An 18,948-nucleotide genomic window follows, 5' to 3' on the forward strand; every position below is an offset into this window, starting at 1 on the left:
GGCGAGGCGGGGCGACTGGACAAGCGCTAAACTGCTTTGATGGACATTTGGATGGAACATTTGCTGCAATGGCTGGCGCTGCCTCAACATGGCTTGAGCACCGTGTTTGTTGTGGCTTTCATCTCGGCGACCTTGCTGCCCATGGGCTCAGAACCGGTGCTGTTTGGCCTGGTCAAACTCAACCCCGAGTTGTTCTGGCCTGCCATTTGGGTGGCCACAGCGGGCAACACCTTGGGCGGCATGTTCAGCTGGTGGATGGGCTGGGGAACCCACCAGGCGGTCGACCGACTGAGGCCTTCCACCTCTGACCAGCAAGCCCTGAAATGGCTGCAGAAGTTGGGCCCCAAGGCTTGCCTGCTGTCCTGGCTGCCCGTGGTGGGCGATCCGATTTGTGCCCTCGCGGGTTGGCTCAAAATGCCGTTTTGGCCTTGCAGCTTGTACATGGCCATTGGCAAATTCTTTCGCTACTTGATCATGACCGCCGCATTGCTGTGGGTTTTCCCTGCGCAATGGGCATGGATTTGAGCCGCGCCATGCGGCGCTGCATTTGGCCCGACCCCACGCGTGCAGACAGTCCAAGAAGCTGACCGCCTGAACATGGCCATGGCCTGTGGGGCTGCGAAACCAGACGCATGCGCCAGGCATGAAAAAACCGCTCCGAGGAGCGGTTTTGGCTTGGGTTTTGGCAGCGGTCAGGAGCTGAACAAAAAGTTCATCACGTCGCCGTCTTTGACCACGTAGTCCTTGCCTTCGGCGCGCATCTTGCCCGCGTCTTTGGCGCCTTGCTCGCCCTTGAAAGCGATGAAGTCGTCAAACGCGATGGTCTGGGCGCGGATGTAGCCTTTTTCAAAGTCGGTGTGGATCACACCCGCCGCTTGCGGTCCGGTGTCGCCCACATGGATGGTCCAGGCACGCACTTCTTTCACCCCTGCAGTGAAGTAAGTTTGCAGGCCCAGCAAGGTGTACGCCGAGCGGATCAGGCGGTTCAGACCCGGCTCATCTTGCCCCAGCTCCTTCAAGAACTCCAGGCGATCCGCATCTTCCATTTCGGACAACTCGGCTTCGATCTTGGCGCAAATGGCCACCACCGGTGCGTTTTGCTTGGCCGCAAAGGCCTTGAGGCGGTCGAGGAAAGGGTTGTTCTCGAAGCCGTCTTCCGACACGTTGGCCACGAACATGGCGGGTTTGGCGGTGATGAAGAAAAATTGCTTGAGTTCCACCCGCTCTTCTTTGCTGAAGTCGATGGTGCGCACCGGCTGGGTGTCGTTCAGGGCGGTCTGGCATTTCTCCAGAATGGCCATTTGCTTGACGGCTTCTTTGTCGCCAGAGCGGGCAATTTTGCTCACGCGGTGGATGGCTTTTTCCACCGCAGCCAGGTCGGCCAGGCACAGCTCGGTCTGAATGACCTCGATGTCTGCAATCGGGTCCACCTTGTTGGCCACGTGGATCACGTTGTCGTCTTCGAAGCAGCGCACCACATTGACGATGGCGTCGGTCTCACGGATGTGCGCCAGAAACTTGTTGCCCAGGCCTTCGCCCGTGCTGGCCCCGGCCACCAGACCGGCAATGTCCACAAATTCCACAATGGCAGGCACGATGCGCTCGGGCGTGATGATTTGGGCCAACTGCTGCAGCCGAGGGTCAGGCACCTCGACCACGCCGGTATTGGGCTCAATGGTGCAAAAGGGGTAGTTTTCAGCGGCGATGCCGGCTTTGGTCAGGGCGTTGAAAAGGGTGGATTTGCCCACATTGGGCAAACCCACGATGCCGCATTTGAGGCTCATGGGGGAACTTTCGGTGATTCGGGAATTGACCGGCAATTTTAACGGGTGGCCTCAGGCCGCACTTGAGCGTCGCGCTGACCGTTATGACGGACGCTTTTGTGGGAGCGAGCCCCTGCTCGTGAATGGGAGGGTCAAGGCAGCGCTGACATTCGGCCGCAGGGGTGGGCTCCCACGAGGGGGCCAGCATCGGCGCGGCCATTGGCTTGCAGCCCCACAGTCATTGGGCGGCCCCTACAATGCGTGCATGGCTTTCAACCCTGATATTTGCATTCGTGGCGCTGGCATTGTGGGTCGGACCTTGGCCCTTTTGCTGGCCCGCGAGCGGCTCAACGTGGCCTTGGTGGACTCCCCCCCAACGGGCGGGGCCGATGTGCGCGCCTACTCGCTCAATGGCGCGGCCATGGCCTTGCTGCAAGACCTGCGTTGCTGGCCCAACAGCCCCACCGTCACGCCTGTGCACCACATGCACATTTTTGGCGACCACGGCGCAAGGCTGAACTTTGGTGCCCGCGAACAAGGCGTGGGGGAACTCAACTGGATGGTGGACGTGCCGGTGCTGCAAGCGCTGCTGGCGCAAGCCGTCCAGTTTCAGCCGCACATTGAGGTGGTGACAGCCCCGGTGTCTGCGCCCCTCACGGTGGTGTGCGAAGGCCGCGCCAGCCAGACCCGGGCTGAGTGGGGCGTGGGGTTTGAGATCACGCATTACGAGCAACACGCGGTGGCCACCCGCGTGCAATGCGAACGCCCACACGGGGGCATCGCCCGCCAGTGGTTTGGCTGGAGCCCAGTGCCCGGTCTGTCGCAGCAGCAAGCCCATGTGCTGGCCTTGCTCCCTATGGGCGGTGAAGGCGGGCACGAAGTGGCGCTGGTCTGGTCGGTGCACCCGCTGCGGGCACAAGAATTGATGGCCCTGCCCGCAGACGTTTTTGCAGCCGACTTGGCCCTCGCCTGCGACCACGCTTTGGGCGGCATGCAACTGTCGGCCGAACGCGCCGTGTGGCCGCTGCAGCTGGCGCGTGCCGAACGCTGGATTGGCGCCGTGCCCGGCGTGGCCCAGCAATCGTTTGCCTTGGCAGGCGACGCGGCCCACGCCTTGCACCCCCTGGCGGGCCAGGGCCTGAACGTGGGCTTGGCCGATGTGGCCGAACTCGTGAAAGTGATCCGCGCCAAAGAATTTTGGCGACCCTTGCACGACCTCAAACTGCTGCGCCGCTACGAGCGCGCCCGTCAAGCCGATGTCAAGGCCATGGGCTTCGTGACCGATGGCTTGCAACGCCTGTTTGCCCAACCCGGCCCCGTTTGGCAAAACCTGCGCAACTGGGGCATGCGCGGCTTTGACCGCAGCGGCCCTTTGAAACACTGGATGACGCAACGCGCCATGGGCCACAGTGCCGATGGCGCTATGGCCCCATCCCCAGCCGAACCTTCCTGAATTTTTTTGAACCCGAAAGCGCGCCCGATGAAGACTGCCCTGTCCAAACTGACCCTGTGGGTGGCCACCGCCGCCTTGTCTGTGAGTGCCGTGATGGCCCAAGAGGCCACCATCCGCAAAAACCTGAGCGATCGGCTGAGCAACTTGCCCAAGATCGATGAAGTGAGCAAAACACCCATGAACGGTTTGTACGAAATCCGCATGGGCAACGAAGTGATGTACAGCGATGCCGAAGGCAACTTCCTGATTCAAGGATCGCTGATCGATGTCAAACAAAAGCGCAACCTGACCGAAGAGCGCATGGAAAAGCTGTCCTCGATTGCGTTCGACCAATTGCCTATGAAAAGCGCCTTCACCCAAGTGCGCGGCAACGGCAAGCGCAAACTGGCGGTGTTTGCCGACCCCAATTGTGGCTACTGCAAGCGCTTCGAAAAAGACCTGCAAAAGCTCGACAACGTGACGATTCACCACTTCCTGTACCCCATCTTGGGCGAAGACTCGAAAACCAAATCCAAAAACATTTGGTGCGCCAAAGACAAGGCCAAGGTCTGGAACGACTGGATGATCAACGGCACCACCCCGGCCACCGCCAACTGTGATGCATCGGCTGTGGACACCATCGTGGCCTTTGGCCAAAAGAACCGGATCACCGGCACGCCCATGATCTTGTTCGCCGATGGCACCCGAGTGCCCGGCGCTGTGTCGATGGCCCAGGTCGAGAAAATGCTGGCTGAAATCAAATGATGAACACCCCCCCAACCGAAGACCCGACCTGGCACCTGATCCGTCGCTTGGGCTACGCCGGACTGATTCCTTTTGTTTTTTTCGCACTCTGCTTGTGGCTGGTCGGCCCCGACCTGCACCCCTATGTCGCGCTGTCGATGCAGGGCTACGGCGCGGTGATCGTGTCATTTTTAGGGGGTATCCACTGGGGCGTGGGTTTTCGCAACGCCTTGGTCACGCCCAACGCGCCGCGCATCCATTTCACCTGGGGGGTGGCGCCCTCTTTGCTGGCTTGGGTGGGCGTGATGATGCCCGCCTTTGCCGGTTTGCCATTGCTGGGCTTTGTGTTGATCGGCTGCTACTTGATGGACCGACGCACTTGGCCCGCCGCTGGCCTGGCCCCTTGGCTGCCCATGCGTTTGCAGCTGACCATCGTGGCCAGCCTGAGCTGCTTTTTGGCCGCAGGCGCGACATGACCGCCATCCTCTACGCCGTTGAAGCGGCCGACCTGCATGCGCATTTGTTTCGGGTCACCCTCACCGTCCCCCAACCGGCAGCGCAGCAAACCGTGTCGCTGCCGGTGTGGATTCCGGGCAGTTACCTGGTGCGCGAATTTGCAAAAAACCTGCAAAACCTTCAGGCCCGACAAGGCCGCCGCAGCGCCGCCATCCACCAACGCGACAAATGCACCTGGGCCATCGCTTGCAAGCCAGACCAAGCCCTGGTGCTGAGCTACGAGGTTTACGCCCTTGACAACTCGGTGCGTACCGCCTGGCTGGACAGCCAGCGCGGCTTTTTCAATGGCACCAGCCTGTGCCTGCGCGTGCACGGCCAAGAAGCCCAGCCGCACCAACTGCAACTCCAAGCTGTCAAGGGCCAGGCCGACTGGCAAGCCGCCACAGGCCTCACGCCAGTCAAAACCGACCCCCATGGCTTTGGCCTTTACCAAGCCGCCGATTACGACGAGCTGGTCGACTGCCCGGTGGAGCTGGGCCATTTTTGGAGTGGCTGCTTTGTGGCCTGTGGCATCCCACACCGCTTTGTGGTGGCCGGGGCTTTGCCTTCATGGGATGGCGACCGTCTGCTGGCCGACACGCAAAAAATATGCGAAGCCGAAATCCGCTTCTGGCACGGCACAGGCTCCAAAGGCGGCGGCAAGGCGCCGCACACAAATTACCTGTTCATGCTCAACGCTGTGCACGAGGGCTACGGCGGGCTGGAACACCGCAACAGCACCGCCCTGATTTGCAACCGCGCCGACCTGCCTCGGCAAACCAGCCCACACACCAACGAGGGCTACACCACCTTGCTCGGCCTGATCAGCCACGAGTACTTCCACACCTGGAACGTCAAGCAGCTGCGCCCCGATGCCTTTTCCCGCTACGACTACACCCAGGAAAATTACACGCAGCTGCTCTGGTTCTTTGAAGGCTTCACCAGCTATTACGACGACCTGCTGCTGCGCCGGGCTGGGCTGATCGACGACGCGACCTACCTCAAGCTGCTGGGCAAAACCATCGCCCAGGTTCAGCAAACCCCTGGCCGTCATGTGCAAACCGTGGCGCAAGCGAGCTTCGACGCCTGGGTCAAGTACTACCGACAAGACGAAAACACGCCCAATGCGACGGTGAGTTACTACACCAAAGGTTCTTTGGTGGCGCTGTGCCTGGACTTGACACTGCGAAATGAATTCAAGGCCGAAGGCCACAGGCTGGATGCGGTGATGCGCGGCTTGTGGAAACGCTGCAAAGCTGGACCGATGCGCGAGCAAGACCTGCTGGATGAATTGCAAGCCCTCACGGGCCGCAGCTGGCAAGCGCAAATCCAGGCCTGGGTGCACAGCACCACCGACCTGCCCCTGCGCGAACTGCTGGCAGGACAAGGCATTGAAGTCAGCGCCGAGCTCGCCAGCATGGCCCAGCGCCTGGGCCTGCGCGTGAGCGAAGCCGGCGGCAGCGTCCAAATCAAGGGCGTGCTGCGCGGCAGCGCCGCCGAAGCCGCTGGACTGGCGGCAGGCGATGAATGGCTGGGGCTGGATGTGGGTGCAAGCCCTGCAGCGCATGCCCAAGGCGGCAGCTGGCGTCTGAACAAACTCGACGACCTGCCCGCCCTGCTGGGCAAGGAACACCGGCTGGTGGCGCTGGTCTCACGCGACAAACGCCTGCTGCGCCTGCCCCTGAAAGTGCCCGAACAGGCCAGCAGCTGGAAACTGGCGATGCGCCCGGGTCGGGAAAAGGGCTGGCCATCGGCCTGATGCCATGCCTTTGGGGAATTCTGTGGGACCTCGGCCGGTTCTCTGAGACATTCCTGTGGAGTCCCTGTGGGATTTCAGTGGGATCTGGGTGGATTCTCAGTGGGACCTGGGTGGGTTCTCGGCAGGACCCCTGTGGGAGGTCGCCCCTGCGACCGAATGCACGCCAAACGGCCAACCACCCTCCGCAAGAAGGCGCCCGCACCGCCACAGCCATGATCACCGTTGGCAGGCAAGCGCCTGCCATACCGCCTGTCGCCAGCCCCCTGGCGGTGCAGCGCCTCACTTCTTGCGCAAGTCCACCACGCGTTTGGCCTTGCCTTGGCTGCGCTCGACACCGCCTTCGGCCTTGAGCTCGATCGCCACGCTCGAGCCAATGTAGACCTTGATGTCGTGCTGCAGTTGCTTGGCCGCGGCGCGGGCTTGAAGGCTTTCCGGAGAAATCCCGGGCTTGGTCTCGATGACCACTTTCAGATCGTCCATCGGTCCTTCACGGGTCAGCACGCACTGGTAGTGCGGGGCCAGTTCGGCGCGTTTCAAGATCAGCTCTTCGATCTGGCTGGGGAACACGTTCACGCCGCGGATGATCATCATGTCGTCGCTGCGGCCGGTGATCTTTTCCATGCGGCGCATGCTGCGGGCGGTGCCGGGCAAGAGGCGCGTGAGGTCGCGCGTGCGGTAGCGGATGATGGGCAGCGCTTCTTTGGTCAGGCTGGTGAAGACCAACTCACCCATCTCGCCATCGGCCACGGGTTCGCCCGTTTCGGGGTGGATGATCTCAGGGTAGAAGTGATCTTCCCAAATGGTCGGGCCGTCCTTGGTCTCGATGCATTCGCTGGCCACGCCCGGGCCCATCACTTCAGACAGACCATAGATGTCGACCGCATCGATGGCCATGCGTTTTTCGATGGCGGCGCGCATGTCGTTGGTCCAGGGCTCAGCGCCAAAGATGCCGATGCGCAGCGAAGAGGTCTTGGGGTCGATGCCTTGGCGCTCAAATTCGTCGGCAATCGCCAGCATGTAGCTGGGCGTGACCATGATGATGTTGGACTTGAAATCCTGGATCAGCTGCACCTGGCGCTCGGTCTGGCCACCACCAAAGGGCACCACTGTGAGGCCGAGTTTCTCTGCACCGTAGTGCGCGCCCATGCCGCCCGTGAACAGGCCATAGCCGTAGCTCACATGCACCATGTCACCGGGCCTGGCCCCGCCTGCCCGGATGCTGCGCGCCACCACAGTGGACCAGGTGTCGATGTCTTTGAGGGTGTAGCCCACCACCGTGGGTTTGCCGGTGGTGCCACTGGAGGCGTGGATGCGGGCGCAGTTTTCGCGTGGCACGGCGAACATGCCAAAGGGGTAGCTGTCGCGCAGATCCGACTTGGTGGTGAATGGGAACTTGGCAATGTCGGCCAAGCTCTTGCAATCGTCCGGGTGCACGCCGGCGGCATCGAACTTGGCGCGGTACACGGGCGAGTTGGCATAGGCGTGCTGCAAGGTCTGCTGCAGGCGCTTGAGCTGCAAGCTGCGCAACTCGTCGGTGCTGGCCTTTTCAATCGGCTCCAGGGCAAAGGCTTTTGGGCTCATTCAAAACTCCACTTGATCAGCGGGGACAGGGCGCAAGACCTCACCCCCATTCATTGACTTATTCCGGCACCACGGTGCCCGGGATCTGCGCACTCTTGCCACGGAACATGGCCATCACGTCGCCATTCTGGTTGGTGACTTTCATGTCGTAGATGCCGTGGCGTCCGCTCAGGGTCTGCTCAACACCTTCGCAGGTCAGCACATCGCCCAGCTTGCCGGGCTTCAAAAACTCAATGCTGCAACCGGCAGCCACCGCGTTCTTGTTGTAACTGTTGCAGGCAAAAGCGAAGGTCGAATCGGCCAGCGTGAAGATGAATCCGCCGTGGCAAATTTGGTGACCGTTCAGGTGCAGTGCTTTGACCGTCATGCGCATCACGGCCCGGCCGGGCTCGCAGGCCAACAATTCCATGCCCATGGTGTCTTTGGAGGCCACGTCGACGGCGAACATGGTCTCGCCGACCAACTGGGCCAGTGCTTGGGGGTCGCTCATCATTCGCCTTTGAATTGGGCTGGACGCTTGTCGAGGAAGGCCTGCACCCCCTCGAAATAGTCGTGCGTGCGGCCCAAGGCCGACTGGGTGTCGCGCTCTGCATCCAAATGCGCGGAGAGGGTGCGGGTGGTGGCCGACTGGAGCAAGGCACGGGTGGCGACCAGTGCTTGGGTGGGCATCTGCGCCAAGCGCTCGGCCATGGCGAGCGCCGCGGCCAAAGCATCGTCGGACACCTCCCAAATCATGCCCCAGTCCTTGGCCTGCTGCGCACCGAGTTTGTCTCCCGTCATGGCCAATGCCATGGCACGGGCCAAACCCAGACGCTCCACCAGCAGCCAGCTGCCGCCGGCATCCGGAATCAAACCGATCTTGCTGAACGCCTGAATGAAGCTGGCGTTGGGCGCTGCGATGGCGATGTCACAGGCCATGACCATGGATGCGCCAGCCCCCGCAGCCACGCCATTGACTGCCGCGATGGTCGGCATGCGCAGCGTCTGCAAACGGCGCGTGCTGGGGTTGAAAGCCTGGTCGATGATGGGGCCCGGATCGGCACGTTCAACGCGGTTGGGGCCGGGGGTGAAATCAAAGTCTGACAAATCAGCACCGGCGCAAAAGCCACGACCAGCGCCGGTGATGACCGCCGCCCGGATGGCCGCATTGGCCTCTGCATGGTCCAGCGCAGCCCACAAATCGTGGTGCATGGCGCGGGTGAAACTGTTGAGGGCTTGCGGGCGGTTCAGGGTGATCAGCGCCACTGCGCCTCGCTCTTCGTACAACACCGTGGGGGTCGATTCGGTCATCTTCGGTCTCCTGGATGCGTGACTGTATCATTAGCCGACCGCCCGGTTGGTGAATGTTTTCCCTATGCAAGCCCCGCGCCAGAGGGACAGGCTGGGCTCAGCGGGCATGGTTATAGTCCTTGCTTGATTTGTCCCCACTGCAGGAGAAAACCTTGAGTTACGAAAACATCGAAGTCCGCACGGAAGGCGGCCAAGTTGGCATCATCACCCTGAACCGCCCCAAAGCCCTGAACGCGCTCAACGGCGCCCTGATGGATGAGCTGGGTGTCGCCCTCAAGGCTTTTGACGCCGACGAGGCCATTGGCTGCATCGTGATCACGGGCAGCGAAAAAGCTTTTGCAGCGGGCGCCGACATTGCCGCCATGGCGAAGTTCACTTTTCATGAGGTCTACAAAAACGACTTCATCACCCGCAATTGGGAAACCATCCGCAGCATTCGCAAGCCCGTGATCGCCGCCGTGAGTGGCTTTGCTCTGGGCGGCGGCTGCGAGTTGGCCATGATGTGCGACTTCATCATCGCCGCCGAGAATGCCAAATTCGGTCAACCCGAGATCAAGATCGGCATCATCCCCGGCGCAGGTGGCACACAGCGACTGCCCCGCGCCATGGGCAAGTCCAAGGCCATGGATTTGGTGCTGACGGGCCGCATGATGGACGCCGCAGAAGCCGAACGTGGCGGCCTGGTCAGCCGCGTGGTGCCGCTGGACAAGCTCATGCAAGAGACCCTGGGTGCGGCCTTGATGATTTGCAGCTACGGCCAACTGGCCACCATGGCCGCCAAGGAAAGCGTCAACCGCGCTTTTGAAAGCGGACTGAGCGACGGCGTGATGTTTGAGCGCCGGCTGTTCCATTCCTTGTTTGCAACCGCCGATCAAAAAGAGGGCATGGACGCGTTTTTGAACAAGCGCGCACCGAAGTTTGTGAACGGCTGAGGCAAGACGGCTTGGGCCCAAAACCAAAAAGCCCACAGTCGCAAAACTGTGGGCTTTGGGTTTGGTGGTGATAGGTGGATTTGAACCACCGACATCAGCATTATGAATGCTGCGCTCTAACCAACTGAGCTATATCACCAAGAACTGGGCACATGCCAACAAACTGCTGGATGTGGGTGACAGGCGTCACCAAGCCAAAAATTATACACAAATTTCAATGCATCACCGCTTGAAAAGCGCAACAATTCACAAATGACAACACCGACCAACGCGCCCTTCAGTGACCTCACGGCCAGCCAGCAAGCCGCTCAATGGGTCTGGGAACAATGGCAATCCGGGCAAGCATGCCCGGCTTTCCCCGAAACCTGCCGACCTTTGAACGCGGTCCAAGGCTACCAAGTGCAGGCCCAATTGCCGGCGGTGTCGGGGCGCCAGGTCGTCGGTTGGAAAATCGCGGCCACCAGCCGCAATGGGCAAACCCACATCAACGTGAGCGGCCCTTTGGCTGGGCGCTTGTTGTCTGGCCAGGTGTTTGAGAGCGGTGCCACCGTCCCTTCATCCGGCAACCGGATGCGCGTGGCCGAACCCGAGTTCGCCTTCACCATGGGGCAAGATTTGCGGCCTCAAAACTCGCCCTTTGGCCTGCCAGAGGTCATGGCCGCCGTGGCCACACTGCACCCGGCCATTGAGGTACCGGACTCACGGCTGGCGCCCTTCACTGAGGCGGGAGAGGCACAGTTGTTGGCCGATAACGCCTGCGCACGCCATTTTGTGCTGGGCCCTTCTGCGCCAGAGGGCTGGCGCCAGATGGACTTGAGCACCCATGCGGTTGAGGCGCAAGTGCAGCAGGGCGACACCGATCGGTACACCCGAACAGGCTCAGGCGCCTGGGTCCTCGGAGACCCCCGCATCGCCCTGACCTGGCTGGCCAACCAGCTCTCGGGGCTGGGCATCACGCTGGAAAAAGGTCATGTGGTCACCACGGGCACCTGCATGGTTCCGCTGGAATTGGTTCCCGGTGACACGGCCAAGGCCGACTTCGGCGTGCTGGGTCAAGTCAGCATGCATTTTTCGGCCTAGGACCTGTGCAGCCCAAGGCCAGACCAAAACCCCGCCCGACTACGGGAGCCGCCGAGCGGGCCTTTGCGTCCAGAACAAGACGCTGCCGCTGATGCAGGCCATCACCATCAAACCTACAAAACCCGCACGGTAAGTGCCGAACAAGCCCGACAAGGCGCCGAACATGGGCGGCCCCAAAACAACGCCCAAAAAAGTGAAGGCCAAAGTCCCACCCGTGGCCATGCTGGCCATGCCTGCGGGCGCACGGCGAGCCACTTCGGCCAGGTACACCCCGTTCCAGCCGATGGCCGATGCGCCAAAGGCCACCAAAATGCCGATCACCACACCTTGGGGTGTTTCTGGAGTCAAAAATGCCGCCGCCATTGCCCCCAAAGCCATCATGCTGGCCAGCAACAACAGCATGCGCCTGGCCCCCAACCAACGGTCTGCCACGTAACCCCAAGCGACGCGCCCGCCAATGCCGCCCAGCTGCGTCACCGACAAGGCCAAACCTGCGGCCACCAAGCCATACGACAAGTCTTCGTGCAAAAAAGTGACCAAATAGGTGGTCAGCGACAACTGAACCATGGAAAACATAAAGGAGCATGAAGCCATGGTGAACAAGGCTCGGTGCGCCAAGACCAGGCGAATGGGCTGAACCAAACTGCCCCAGTGAATGGCCGCGCCGGCTTGGCGGTCACTGTCGAGCTCAGCGCGCAATGCCTGTGACACCCCAGCGCACACCAGGCAAAGAACCGCCACGAACACCATGCTGAGCTGCCAGTCAATGCGCAAGGCCAGCGGTGGCACCACGGCACCGGCCAGCATGCTGCCCAAAGGCACACCGGTTTGCTTGATGGAGAAGACCAAGGACATCTGATGCGGGGGTGTGGTGCGGGCGAGCAGGTGTGAACTGGCCGGGGTGATCGGGCCATAACCCAAACCAATGAGCACGGCCCCCACAAACATGGCCGGCAGCCAAGGCACGGCGCACAAGAGCAAGCCCAAAGCACACAACAACAAGCCCCACTGGCTCACTCGAATGGCCCCCATGCGAGCCACCGTGGCGCCGCCCATCAAGGTGGCCAGCATGGCCCCGGCATATGTCACCGAAACATACAGGCCCACCAGCGCAGGCGACACATCAAGGGCTTGGGCCACCACAGGGGCGATGACCGGCAAGGTCAACAAAGCCATGGCCACCATCGCTTGGATGACCAAAGTCAGCAGCAAAGGCCACCAGTTATTCACGGTTTCATCTCCTGAACAAGCGAGACGCACAACCATGGGCCCCTTGTGCTCCAACAAGGCTCAATTGGCTTTGACACCCGCTTTGACCAACAAACCGCCCAAGGTGTCGATTTCATTTTTCAAGTGGGCACGCAGTGCTTCGGGGCTGGCTTGGTCCACGCTCACCGCGGAAATGCCCATGGACTCCAATCGTTGGCGCACCTCTTGGTCACCCACCGACTTTTGCAAAGCGGCCGTCAACTGAGCCAACACGGGCTTGGGGGTGCCTTTGGGGGCATACAGCCCAAAGGAAATGTTGATGTCAAAACCTTCCACGCCCGCATCGGTGATGGCAGGGACCTCGGGCAGTTGCGGCAAACGGGCCTTGCCCGCAGCGGCATAAGCCTTGATCTTGCCGCTCTTGACCGAAGGCACCGTGCCAGAGGTCTGGTCACACAAGATGTCCACTTGACCGCCCATCAAATCGGTGAGGGCCGGTCCTGTGCCTTTGTAGGGAATCTCGTTGAGCTTGACGTTCAGGGCATTCATCATCATCAAACCACACAGGTGCGACGCCGATCCCACGCCCGCATGCGCCAAGCTGACCTTGGGGCCATTGGCTTTCACGTAGGCCACAAATTCATTCAGGTTCTTGGCCGGAAAATCGTTGCGTGTCACGATCACCATGGGTCCACTGGTGGCCCGGCCAATCGGGTCAAAGTCATCCACGGGGTGGTAGGGCAAACTTTTGTACATGGCCACATTGGTGGCGTGGCTCACATGGATCATCAGCAAGTTGTAGCCGTCTGGCTTAGAGCGAGCCACTTTGGCCGTGCCAATCGAGCCCGAAGCCCCTGCGGTGTTGTCCACCACGATCTGCTGGCCCAAATGCTTTTGCATGGCCCCGGCAAATACGCGGGTGATGGTGTCGCCCGGGCCCCCTGCCGCGTAAGGCATGACCATGGTGATGGTGCGGTTTGGAAAATCTTGTCCCGAAGCTTGCAGTGCAGCGGCGGCCAAAAGCACCCCGAAGGTGCTGCGCATGAAACGAATGGGCATGGTTGTCTCTCGGTTATCGATTAAAAAAACCCATCACGCCAACAGACGTTGGCGAATGGTCAAAGGATCCAACACCTGCAGCGGCTCTGGGCCACCGTTTGGGATGCCCACTTGGGTGGCATTCAACAGCATGGACACCATGACGTAGGTCCCAGACAACACGGTGAGATCGACCACCGCCTGCTCACCCATGCTGGTCACGGCCTCTTGCCACAGGTCATCGGGCACGCGGTGGTTCAGCGACAGTTGAATGCAGAAGTCATAGACCAAGCGTTCATCCTCTTGCATGGCGGTTGGGCGAATGCATTGCTGCAAATCGCGCATCACGGCATCCGACAAACCCGCTTTGCGGGCAATGGTCTCGTGTGCCCACCACTCATACTGCGCATTGGAAATGCGCGCCTGAATCAAGATGGCGAATTCGTTCAGGCGCTTATGGACCGAGGTTTTAAAACGCAGGTAATCCAAAAAATCAAAGGCGCGCCGCGCCATCTCAGGGCTGCGGAGCAAGGCGTTGTAAGGCCCCCCCAATGCGGCGCTGGAAACTTTCAAAATGTCATCGGCCAAAGGCCTGACATCGCTTGGCAAGTCGTCATAAATGATCTGTGACAATCTTTCTGTCATGTGGAAACCCCGGTGGATGCAAGCACTGAAAAATCTGGGGTGAAGGTAACCACAAGCCCTGGCCAGCACAGTCGCCGAAATGACTGCAAACAAGGACGCACCCCGGCCGAACTCGGTCAAACTCTGGCGCTGATCAGCCGTTCAAGCCATCACCCCTTAACCCAGGAAACCACCATGCTGAAATTTTTCTTCAACGCCGCCCCCAACCCCATGAAGATTGCCCTGCTGCTCGAAGAGCTGGGCATCCCTTTTGAGGCTGTCCCGGTGGACACGCGCAAGGGCGAGCAATTTGCGCCCGCCTTCTTGGCCGTCAACCCCAATGCCAAAGTGCCCGCCATCACCGATGGCGATGTCACCGTGTTCGACAGCAACGCCATCTTGCTGTACTTGGCCGATCGCGAGCAGAAGTTCATGCCCGGCATCGCACAGGCCAAGGAGCGCGGCGCCGCCTTGTCGTGGCTGCTCTTCATCGCCAGTGGCATTGGCCCGTTTTCAGGCCAATCGGTGCACTTTCGCCACGCCGCGCCAGAACCCAAAGAATACGCCCTGAACCGTTACGACTTTGAAGCCCACCGTCACTGGACCGTGCTGGAAAAGCACTTGGCACACAACACCTACATGCTGGGCGACCACTACAGCGTGGTGGACATGGCCCTGTGGGGCTGGGCCCGCATGCTCCCCTATGTGCTGGGCACGGGGGAGGCCACCTGGACGCAATACCCCCACATCAAACGCCTGCTCGATCTGGTCAACGCCCGCCCAGCGGCGCAGCGTGCCGAAGCCTTCAAAACGACATACACCTTCAAAACCGAGATGGACGCCGACGCCAAGAAATTCATGTTCCCGCAAAACGAACGCCTGAACAAAGCCTGAGGCCGAGGATGAATCTGACGGGCGGTTGGCACTGGCATTGGCGCGCCTGGCGTTCGCGAGAACGCTGGGCGCCTGCTGCGGCTGAAATTGAAGCGTGGCTGCTCGCTCAAACCATGCCACGAGATCAGCTCGTGCTGATCGGTGCGAGTGCAGGCTGGATGCTGCCCTCCGCTTGGTTGATCCAATTCAAAGAAGTGCATGCTTGGGACATCGACCCTTTGGCTGCGCCTTTGTTTCGCTGGCGGCACGGCCGGGCCTTGCGACAACATGGCGTCGCCCTGCACCTGCACACGGGTGATGGCTTGGCGGCCTTGACTCGCTGCATACCCCGTCTGCCCAACGCTTTTTATTGGTTTGACAATGTGTTGGGGCAATTGCGCTTCTCAGGCCAAGACCTGCACAGCGTCGAGCAGCAATTGGGGCATGTGAAGCACCGCATGCGATCCGTGGCGTGGGGCAGCGTGCACGACCGCATGTCGGGCCGCTGCTCACCCCGTGGTGCCTTGCCACCACCCCAGACGGGTTTGGCGCCTGCGGCCATGGACAGTGCACAGGCCCAAGCTTGGCTCCACCGCATGGGGGCGATCAGCCCTTGCTTGGACCACCTGACCGAGCAGGTCTTGCCCGAGGCAACGCCTGTGCAGCACACCGCCTGGGACTTCAAGCCAGGCTACGCGCATTGGCTTGAAATGGGCTGGTGCTCCCCCAGCGTTCAGCGCTCAGCGCCCAATCTTCAGCCTTTGGCGGCCATGGCATCCAAAGAAAATCCAGCGATTTTTTTGTAATCGTCCGAGATCTGACGCAGCTCGGCTTGGCTGATCACGTCATCGATGTGGCGAAACGGTTTGCCTTGCGTCAACTCGTCCACCTTGATGTTGATGAAATCGGGCGGCGTGCTCCGGTTGGTCAACACCACTTGGGTGGTCAATGGTCTGCGCACAGCCTCATAACGATGCAAGGCCTGCACCCGATCAACGCCTGCCGGGACCTGGGCCAATTCGTCGGCCAAAGTGCGGGCATCGACCAAGGCTTGCGCCGAGCCATTCGAGCCACGCGGGTACATGGGGTGCGCCGCATCGCCCAGCAAGGTCACGCGACCAAAGGTCCATTGAGGAATGGGGTCCTTGTCCACCATCGGGTATTCCAAAATGGATTCGGCCTTGGCGATCAATTCGGGCACATCCAGCCAGTCGAAGGTCCAATCCTTGAACAAAGGCAAAACATCTTCCACACGTCCTTGGCGGTTCCAGTCGTTTTGCGACACACCCTCCATGCGAATCTCGGCCATCCAATTGACCAACTGCCGCCCTTGCGCGTCCACCTTGTCCACGATGGGGTAAATCACCATCTTGCCGGTCTCAATCGACCCAATGCGCATGTAGGTCTTGCCGGTCAAGATCGGCGGGAAATGCGTGACGCCTCGCCAGGTGTTGATGCCCGTGAACACCACCTTTTCATCGGGGTAGAAAAGACGGCGAACCGCTGAGTTCACGCCATCGGAGGCGATCAAGACCTGCGCACGAACTTCGGGCCGAGGCTGACCTTCTGGATCGTTGAATTGAATCGACACATGGTCATCCCCCTGTGTCAAACCCACGAAACGGTGGCCGGTGTGGATGCGATCAGCGCCCAACCGCTGGACCGCCGCCGCAAACAAAATTTGGTGCAGCTTGCCACGGTGGATACCGACCTCCGGCACCGCATATCCTGCATGCCGGCCACGCAACTCGCTGTAAATGAATTGACCATGCCGATTGAAAAATGCACTTTCATAATTTTCAATCCCTGCCGCTTCCAGTGCGGGCTGCAGGCCAAGGGCGGCCAACTCGCGCATGGCGTGGGGCAAGAGGGTGATCCCGACCCCCAGCTCCCGCACCTCCGCCACCGCTTCAAAAACCTCACAGGCCACGCCTCTTGCATGCAAGTGCAAAGCCAAGGCCAGGCCACCCACGCCACCGCCCACAATGGCAATGCCGCCCATTTGCTTGTTCATGATGCGAGTCCTGTGCGCCGCTCAATCGGCCGAAATTTGCTTGCTGCGAATCACCGCACCCCAACGCGGATAGTCCTTGGCGCTGATGGCAGCGAGCTCCGCTGGCGTGGAAGGCACGGCATCCATGCCGGCTTTGCCCAAAATATCTTTCACATCGTTTTGCCGCAAGATGGCCGCCATCTCGGTGTTCAAACGTGACACCACAGCGCCGGGTGTTTTGCTGGGCACGAAGAAGGCGTACCAGAGGTCGACATCCACACGCTTGACACCCACCTCATCGAACGTGGGCACATCCGGCGCGACGGGGTGTCGCTTGGGGCTGCCCACAGCCAAGGCGTTCAAGCGACCATTCTTCACAAAGCCCTGGGCGATGTGAACAGGCAAGAAACCCACGTTGAGTTCCCCACCCAAAAGGTCCTGGGTGTAACCGGCCGAACCCCGATACGGCACATGCAGCATGAACGTGTTCGACTCCAGCTTGAACAGCTCCATGGCCATGTGGTGCGGCGTCCCGACGCCCGGCGATCCAAAGCTGATCGAACCGGGGCGGGCTTGCGCTTGCTTGACCAGTTCCGGTAAAGACTTGATGCCCGTCTTGGGATGGGCGACCAGCATCAGCGAACCATAGGCGGCCATCGAGACAGGCGCGAAATCCTTGATGGGATCGAAGCTGACGCTTTTGTACATTTGCGACGCCATCAACATGGTGTTCGCACCCATCAAGACGGTGTACCCATCGGGCGCTGACTTGGCCACGGCCTCAGCACCAATGTTCCCGCTGGCGCCAGGCTGGTTTTGCACCACCACGGCTTGGCCCAAGCGTTCACTCAAACGGGGCGCAACCACCCGTGCAATCGTGTCCATACCGGTCCCCGGCGTGAACGGGACGATGATTTTGACCGTCTGGCTGGGGTACGCACCTTGAGCCAAAGCCGTGCCCGCAAGGGTGAAGAAGGCGGCCGTCAGTGCCAGAGATTGAAGTCGGCGAAGGGTGATCATGCAATTGTCTCCTTGTTGCTTGTATGGGGATTTCTAAACTTGACCCGGTGCTTGGACAGGTGGAATTTTGAACAAACGCTGCGCATTGTCTTGAAAGAAGGCTTTGCGAACTTGCGGGGCCATATCGAGGTTTTCGAGCATGGCCACCTCTTCAGGGACATATTGGTAAGGGTAGTCCATGGCGTAGAGCACACGGTCTGGTCCCATGAAGTCTTGTGTGAACTTGAGCGCGGCACCCCATGCCACACCGCTGTTGGTGATGTGGAAGTTCTCTCGCAGGTAATCACTGGGTTTTCGCTGTGTGGCTTGCACACTGGGGTAGCGCTTGGAGCGCACGGTCGCGGCATGCATGTAATCGAGTCGGTAGGCCCAAAACGGCAAGGCCTCGCCCATGTGCCCCAAGATGATCTGCAACTTGGGAAAGCGGTCAAAAACGCCTGAGGTGATGAGCCGCAGCGCGTGCAAACCCGTCTCAACGCCAAATCCATAAATCGCACCATCAAGGCCTGCCTCAATGAAGTGTTGAATCATGCTGGCGGGCATGGCATTGGGGTGCAGGTAAATCGGCGTGTCCATCGCTTCAGCCGCTTCAAAAATCGGCCAAAATTTGGTGTCAGACAGGTACTCACCCTGGGTGTGCGAGTTGATCACCACCGAGTGCATACCCAGTTGGTTCACGCCGCGCTGGATTTCTTTGGCCGCGGCAGCCGGGTCTTGCGGCGCCACGGCAATCATGCCCACCAAGCGATCAGGGTGACGGCGCGTGGCAGCGGCCAACACATCGTTCGCCTCTGGGGCAAAGGCGACCGCCGTTTCCTTGTCCATGATCTGCACGCCAGGCGAGGTCAAGCCAATCACCTGAACATCCACACCGGCAGCGTCCATGTGCTGCAGCCGCAATTCATCCAGATCGACCAAACAGCGCATGATGTGCTGGGCGCGCTCACTGGGGCTGCTCATGTAAAAGCCCATCAGGTGTTTGAAACCCACATCGACATCGTCTTTGGCCAAGATCCGTTTGTAGATCTCCAGCATTTCGGGCGGAGAAAAAGCTTCTTCGGTGGCAATTCGCCGATAGGGGCGCTGGGGCAAGTGGTGAGCGGTGGTCATCGTCG

19 protein-coding genes and 1 tRNA gene are annotated in these 18,948 nt (G+C 60.5%); 9 read left to right on the forward strand and 11 right to left on the reverse strand.

The window, feature by feature from the left end; genetic code table 11:
• The first annotated feature begins 51 nt into the window (after positions 1-51).
• Positions 52-525: a YqaA family protein gene (locus B9Z31_RS05465; RefSeq protein WP_369804641.1), complete on the forward strand. Its 474-nt coding sequence runs from the start codon at positions 52-54 to the stop codon at positions 523-525.
• Positions 526-692: 167 nt separating this feature from the next.
• On the opposite strand, the gene ychF is transcribed toward B9Z31_RS05465, so the two are convergent.
• Positions 693-1,784, reverse strand: coding sequence for a redox-regulated ATPase YchF (gene ychF, locus B9Z31_RS05470; protein ID WP_100118553.1), 1,092 nt, complete (start codon positions 1,782-1,784; stop codon positions 693-695).
• Positions 1,785-2,028: 244 nt separating this feature from the next.
• Here ychF and B9Z31_RS05475 point away from each other — a divergent pair, with 244 nt between their 5' ends.
• The 4 genes from B9Z31_RS05475 to B9Z31_RS05490 are packed head-to-tail and all read left to right on the forward strand — an operon-like array spanning position 2,029 to position 6,193.
• Complete coding sequence (locus B9Z31_RS05475) at positions 2,029-3,216, forward strand: FAD-dependent monooxygenase (protein ID WP_100118554.1); 1,188 nt, start codon at positions 2,029-2,031, stop codon at positions 3,214-3,216.
• Positions 3,217-3,243: 27 nt separating this feature from the next.
• Positions 3,244-3,960: a DsbC family protein gene (locus tag B9Z31_RS05480; protein WP_100118555.1), complete on the forward strand. Its 717-nt coding sequence runs from the start codon at positions 3,244-3,246 to the stop codon at positions 3,958-3,960.
• Positions 3,957-4,415 (forward strand): DUF3429 domain-containing protein, encoded by a 459-nt coding sequence (locus B9Z31_RS05485; RefSeq protein WP_100118556.1) that lies wholly within the window; start codon positions 3,957-3,959, stop codon positions 4,413-4,415. Before B9Z31_RS05480 ends, B9Z31_RS05485 begins: the two co-directional genes overlap by 4 nt.
• Entirely contained in the window at positions 4,412-6,193 is a 1,782-nt protein-coding gene (locus tag B9Z31_RS05490) for a M61 family metallopeptidase (RefSeq protein WP_100118557.1), read from the forward strand. Before B9Z31_RS05485 ends, B9Z31_RS05490 begins: the two co-directional genes overlap by 4 nt.
• Before the next feature lie 279 nt (positions 6,194-6,472).
• On the opposite strand, the gene paaK is transcribed toward B9Z31_RS05490, so the two are convergent.
• From paaK to B9Z31_RS05505, 3 genes are read right to left on the reverse strand one after another with little or no spacing between them, the layout of a single operon-like run.
• Positions 6,473-7,774, reverse strand: a complete 1,302-nt coding sequence (paaK, locus tag B9Z31_RS05495) for a phenylacetate--CoA ligase PaaK (protein ID WP_100118558.1) — start codon at positions 7,772-7,774, stop codon at positions 6,473-6,475.
• A 58-nt stretch (positions 7,775-7,832) separates the two neighbouring features.
• Positions 7,833-8,267 (reverse strand): hydroxyphenylacetyl-CoA thioesterase PaaI, encoded by a 435-nt coding sequence (gene paaI / locus B9Z31_RS05500; protein WP_100118559.1) that lies wholly within the window; start codon positions 8,265-8,267, stop codon positions 7,833-7,835.
• Positions 8,264-9,064: an enoyl-CoA hydratase-related protein gene (locus B9Z31_RS05505; protein ID WP_100118560.1), complete on the reverse strand. Its 801-nt coding sequence runs from the start codon at positions 9,062-9,064 to the stop codon at positions 8,264-8,266. The genes paaI and B9Z31_RS05505 overlap by 4 nt, the downstream gene beginning before the upstream one ends.
• Positions 9,065-9,216: 152 nt before the next feature.
• Here B9Z31_RS05505 and B9Z31_RS05510 point away from each other — a divergent pair, with 152 nt between their 5' ends.
• Complete coding sequence (locus B9Z31_RS05510) at positions 9,217-9,996, forward strand: enoyl-CoA hydratase (protein WP_100118752.1); 780 nt, start codon at positions 9,217-9,219, stop codon at positions 9,994-9,996.
• A gap of 62 nt (positions 9,997-10,058) precedes the next feature.
• On the opposite strand, the gene B9Z31_RS05515 is transcribed toward B9Z31_RS05510, so the two are convergent.
• Positions 10,059-10,135 (reverse strand) — tRNA-Met (locus B9Z31_RS05515).
• A 113-nt stretch (positions 10,136-10,248) separates the two neighbouring features.
• Between B9Z31_RS05515 and B9Z31_RS05520 the strand changes: the two genes are divergently transcribed.
• Entirely contained in the window at positions 10,249-11,076 is an 828-nt protein-coding gene (locus B9Z31_RS05520) for a 2-keto-4-pentenoate hydratase (protein ID WP_100118561.1), read from the forward strand.
• Positions 11,077-11,115: 39 nt separating this feature from the next.
• Here B9Z31_RS05520 and B9Z31_RS05525 read toward each other — a convergent pair whose 3' ends face one another.
• From B9Z31_RS05525 to B9Z31_RS05535, 3 genes are read right to left on the reverse strand one after another with little or no spacing between them, the layout of a single operon-like run.
• Positions 11,116-12,306: an MFS transporter gene (locus B9Z31_RS05525; RefSeq protein WP_233200762.1), complete on the reverse strand. Its 1,191-nt coding sequence runs from the start codon at positions 12,304-12,306 to the stop codon at positions 11,116-11,118.
• A gap of 60 nt (positions 12,307-12,366) precedes the next feature.
• Positions 12,367-13,344 carry a tripartite tricarboxylate transporter substrate-binding protein gene (locus tag B9Z31_RS05530; RefSeq protein WP_233200763.1) on the reverse strand — a complete coding sequence of 326 codons (978 nt, stop codon included), beginning with the start codon at positions 13,342-13,344 and terminating at the stop codon, positions 12,367-12,369.
• A 33-nt stretch (positions 13,345-13,377) separates the two neighbouring features.
• Entirely contained in the window at positions 13,378-13,968 is a 591-nt protein-coding gene (locus B9Z31_RS05535; RefSeq protein WP_100118562.1) for a carboxymuconolactone decarboxylase family protein, read from the reverse strand.
• A 174-nt stretch (positions 13,969-14,142) separates the two neighbouring features.
• Here B9Z31_RS05535 and B9Z31_RS05540 point away from each other — a divergent pair, with 174 nt between their 5' ends.
• Positions 14,143-14,841, forward strand: coding sequence for a glutathione S-transferase family protein (locus tag B9Z31_RS05540; RefSeq protein WP_100118563.1), 699 nt, complete (start codon positions 14,143-14,145; stop codon positions 14,839-14,841).
• A gap of 8 nt (positions 14,842-14,849) precedes the next feature.
• Complete coding sequence (locus tag B9Z31_RS05545; RefSeq protein WP_199174436.1) at positions 14,850-15,626, forward strand: hypothetical protein; 777 nt, start codon at positions 14,850-14,852, stop codon at positions 15,624-15,626.
• Here B9Z31_RS05545 and B9Z31_RS05550 read toward each other — a convergent pair.
• Genes B9Z31_RS05550 through B9Z31_RS05560 form a run of 3 tightly spaced genes read right to left on the reverse strand, consistent with a single transcriptional unit; the run spans position 15,575 to position 18,943 of the window.
• Entirely contained in the window at positions 15,575-16,834 is a 1,260-nt protein-coding gene (locus tag B9Z31_RS05550) for a flavin-dependent oxidoreductase (RefSeq protein ID WP_199174437.1), read from the reverse strand. The genes B9Z31_RS05545 and B9Z31_RS05550 overlap by 52 nt on opposite strands.
• A 21-nt stretch (positions 16,835-16,855) precedes the next feature.
• Complete coding sequence (locus B9Z31_RS05555) at positions 16,856-17,833, reverse strand: tripartite tricarboxylate transporter substrate binding protein (protein ID WP_100118564.1); 978 nt, start codon at positions 17,831-17,833, stop codon at positions 16,856-16,858.
• Positions 17,834-17,866: 33 nt separating this feature from the next.
• On the reverse strand, positions 17,867-18,943 hold the full coding sequence (locus B9Z31_RS05560; protein ID WP_100118565.1) for an amidohydrolase family protein: 1,077 nt from the start codon (positions 18,941-18,943) through the stop codon (positions 17,867-17,869).
• Positions 18,944-18,948 lie beyond the last annotated feature (5 nt).

The organism is Limnohabitans sp. G3-2, from assembly GCF_002778275.1.
In the GTDB taxonomy this organism is placed as follows: Bacteria; Pseudomonadota; Gammaproteobacteria; order Burkholderiales; family Burkholderiaceae_C; genus Limnohabitans_A.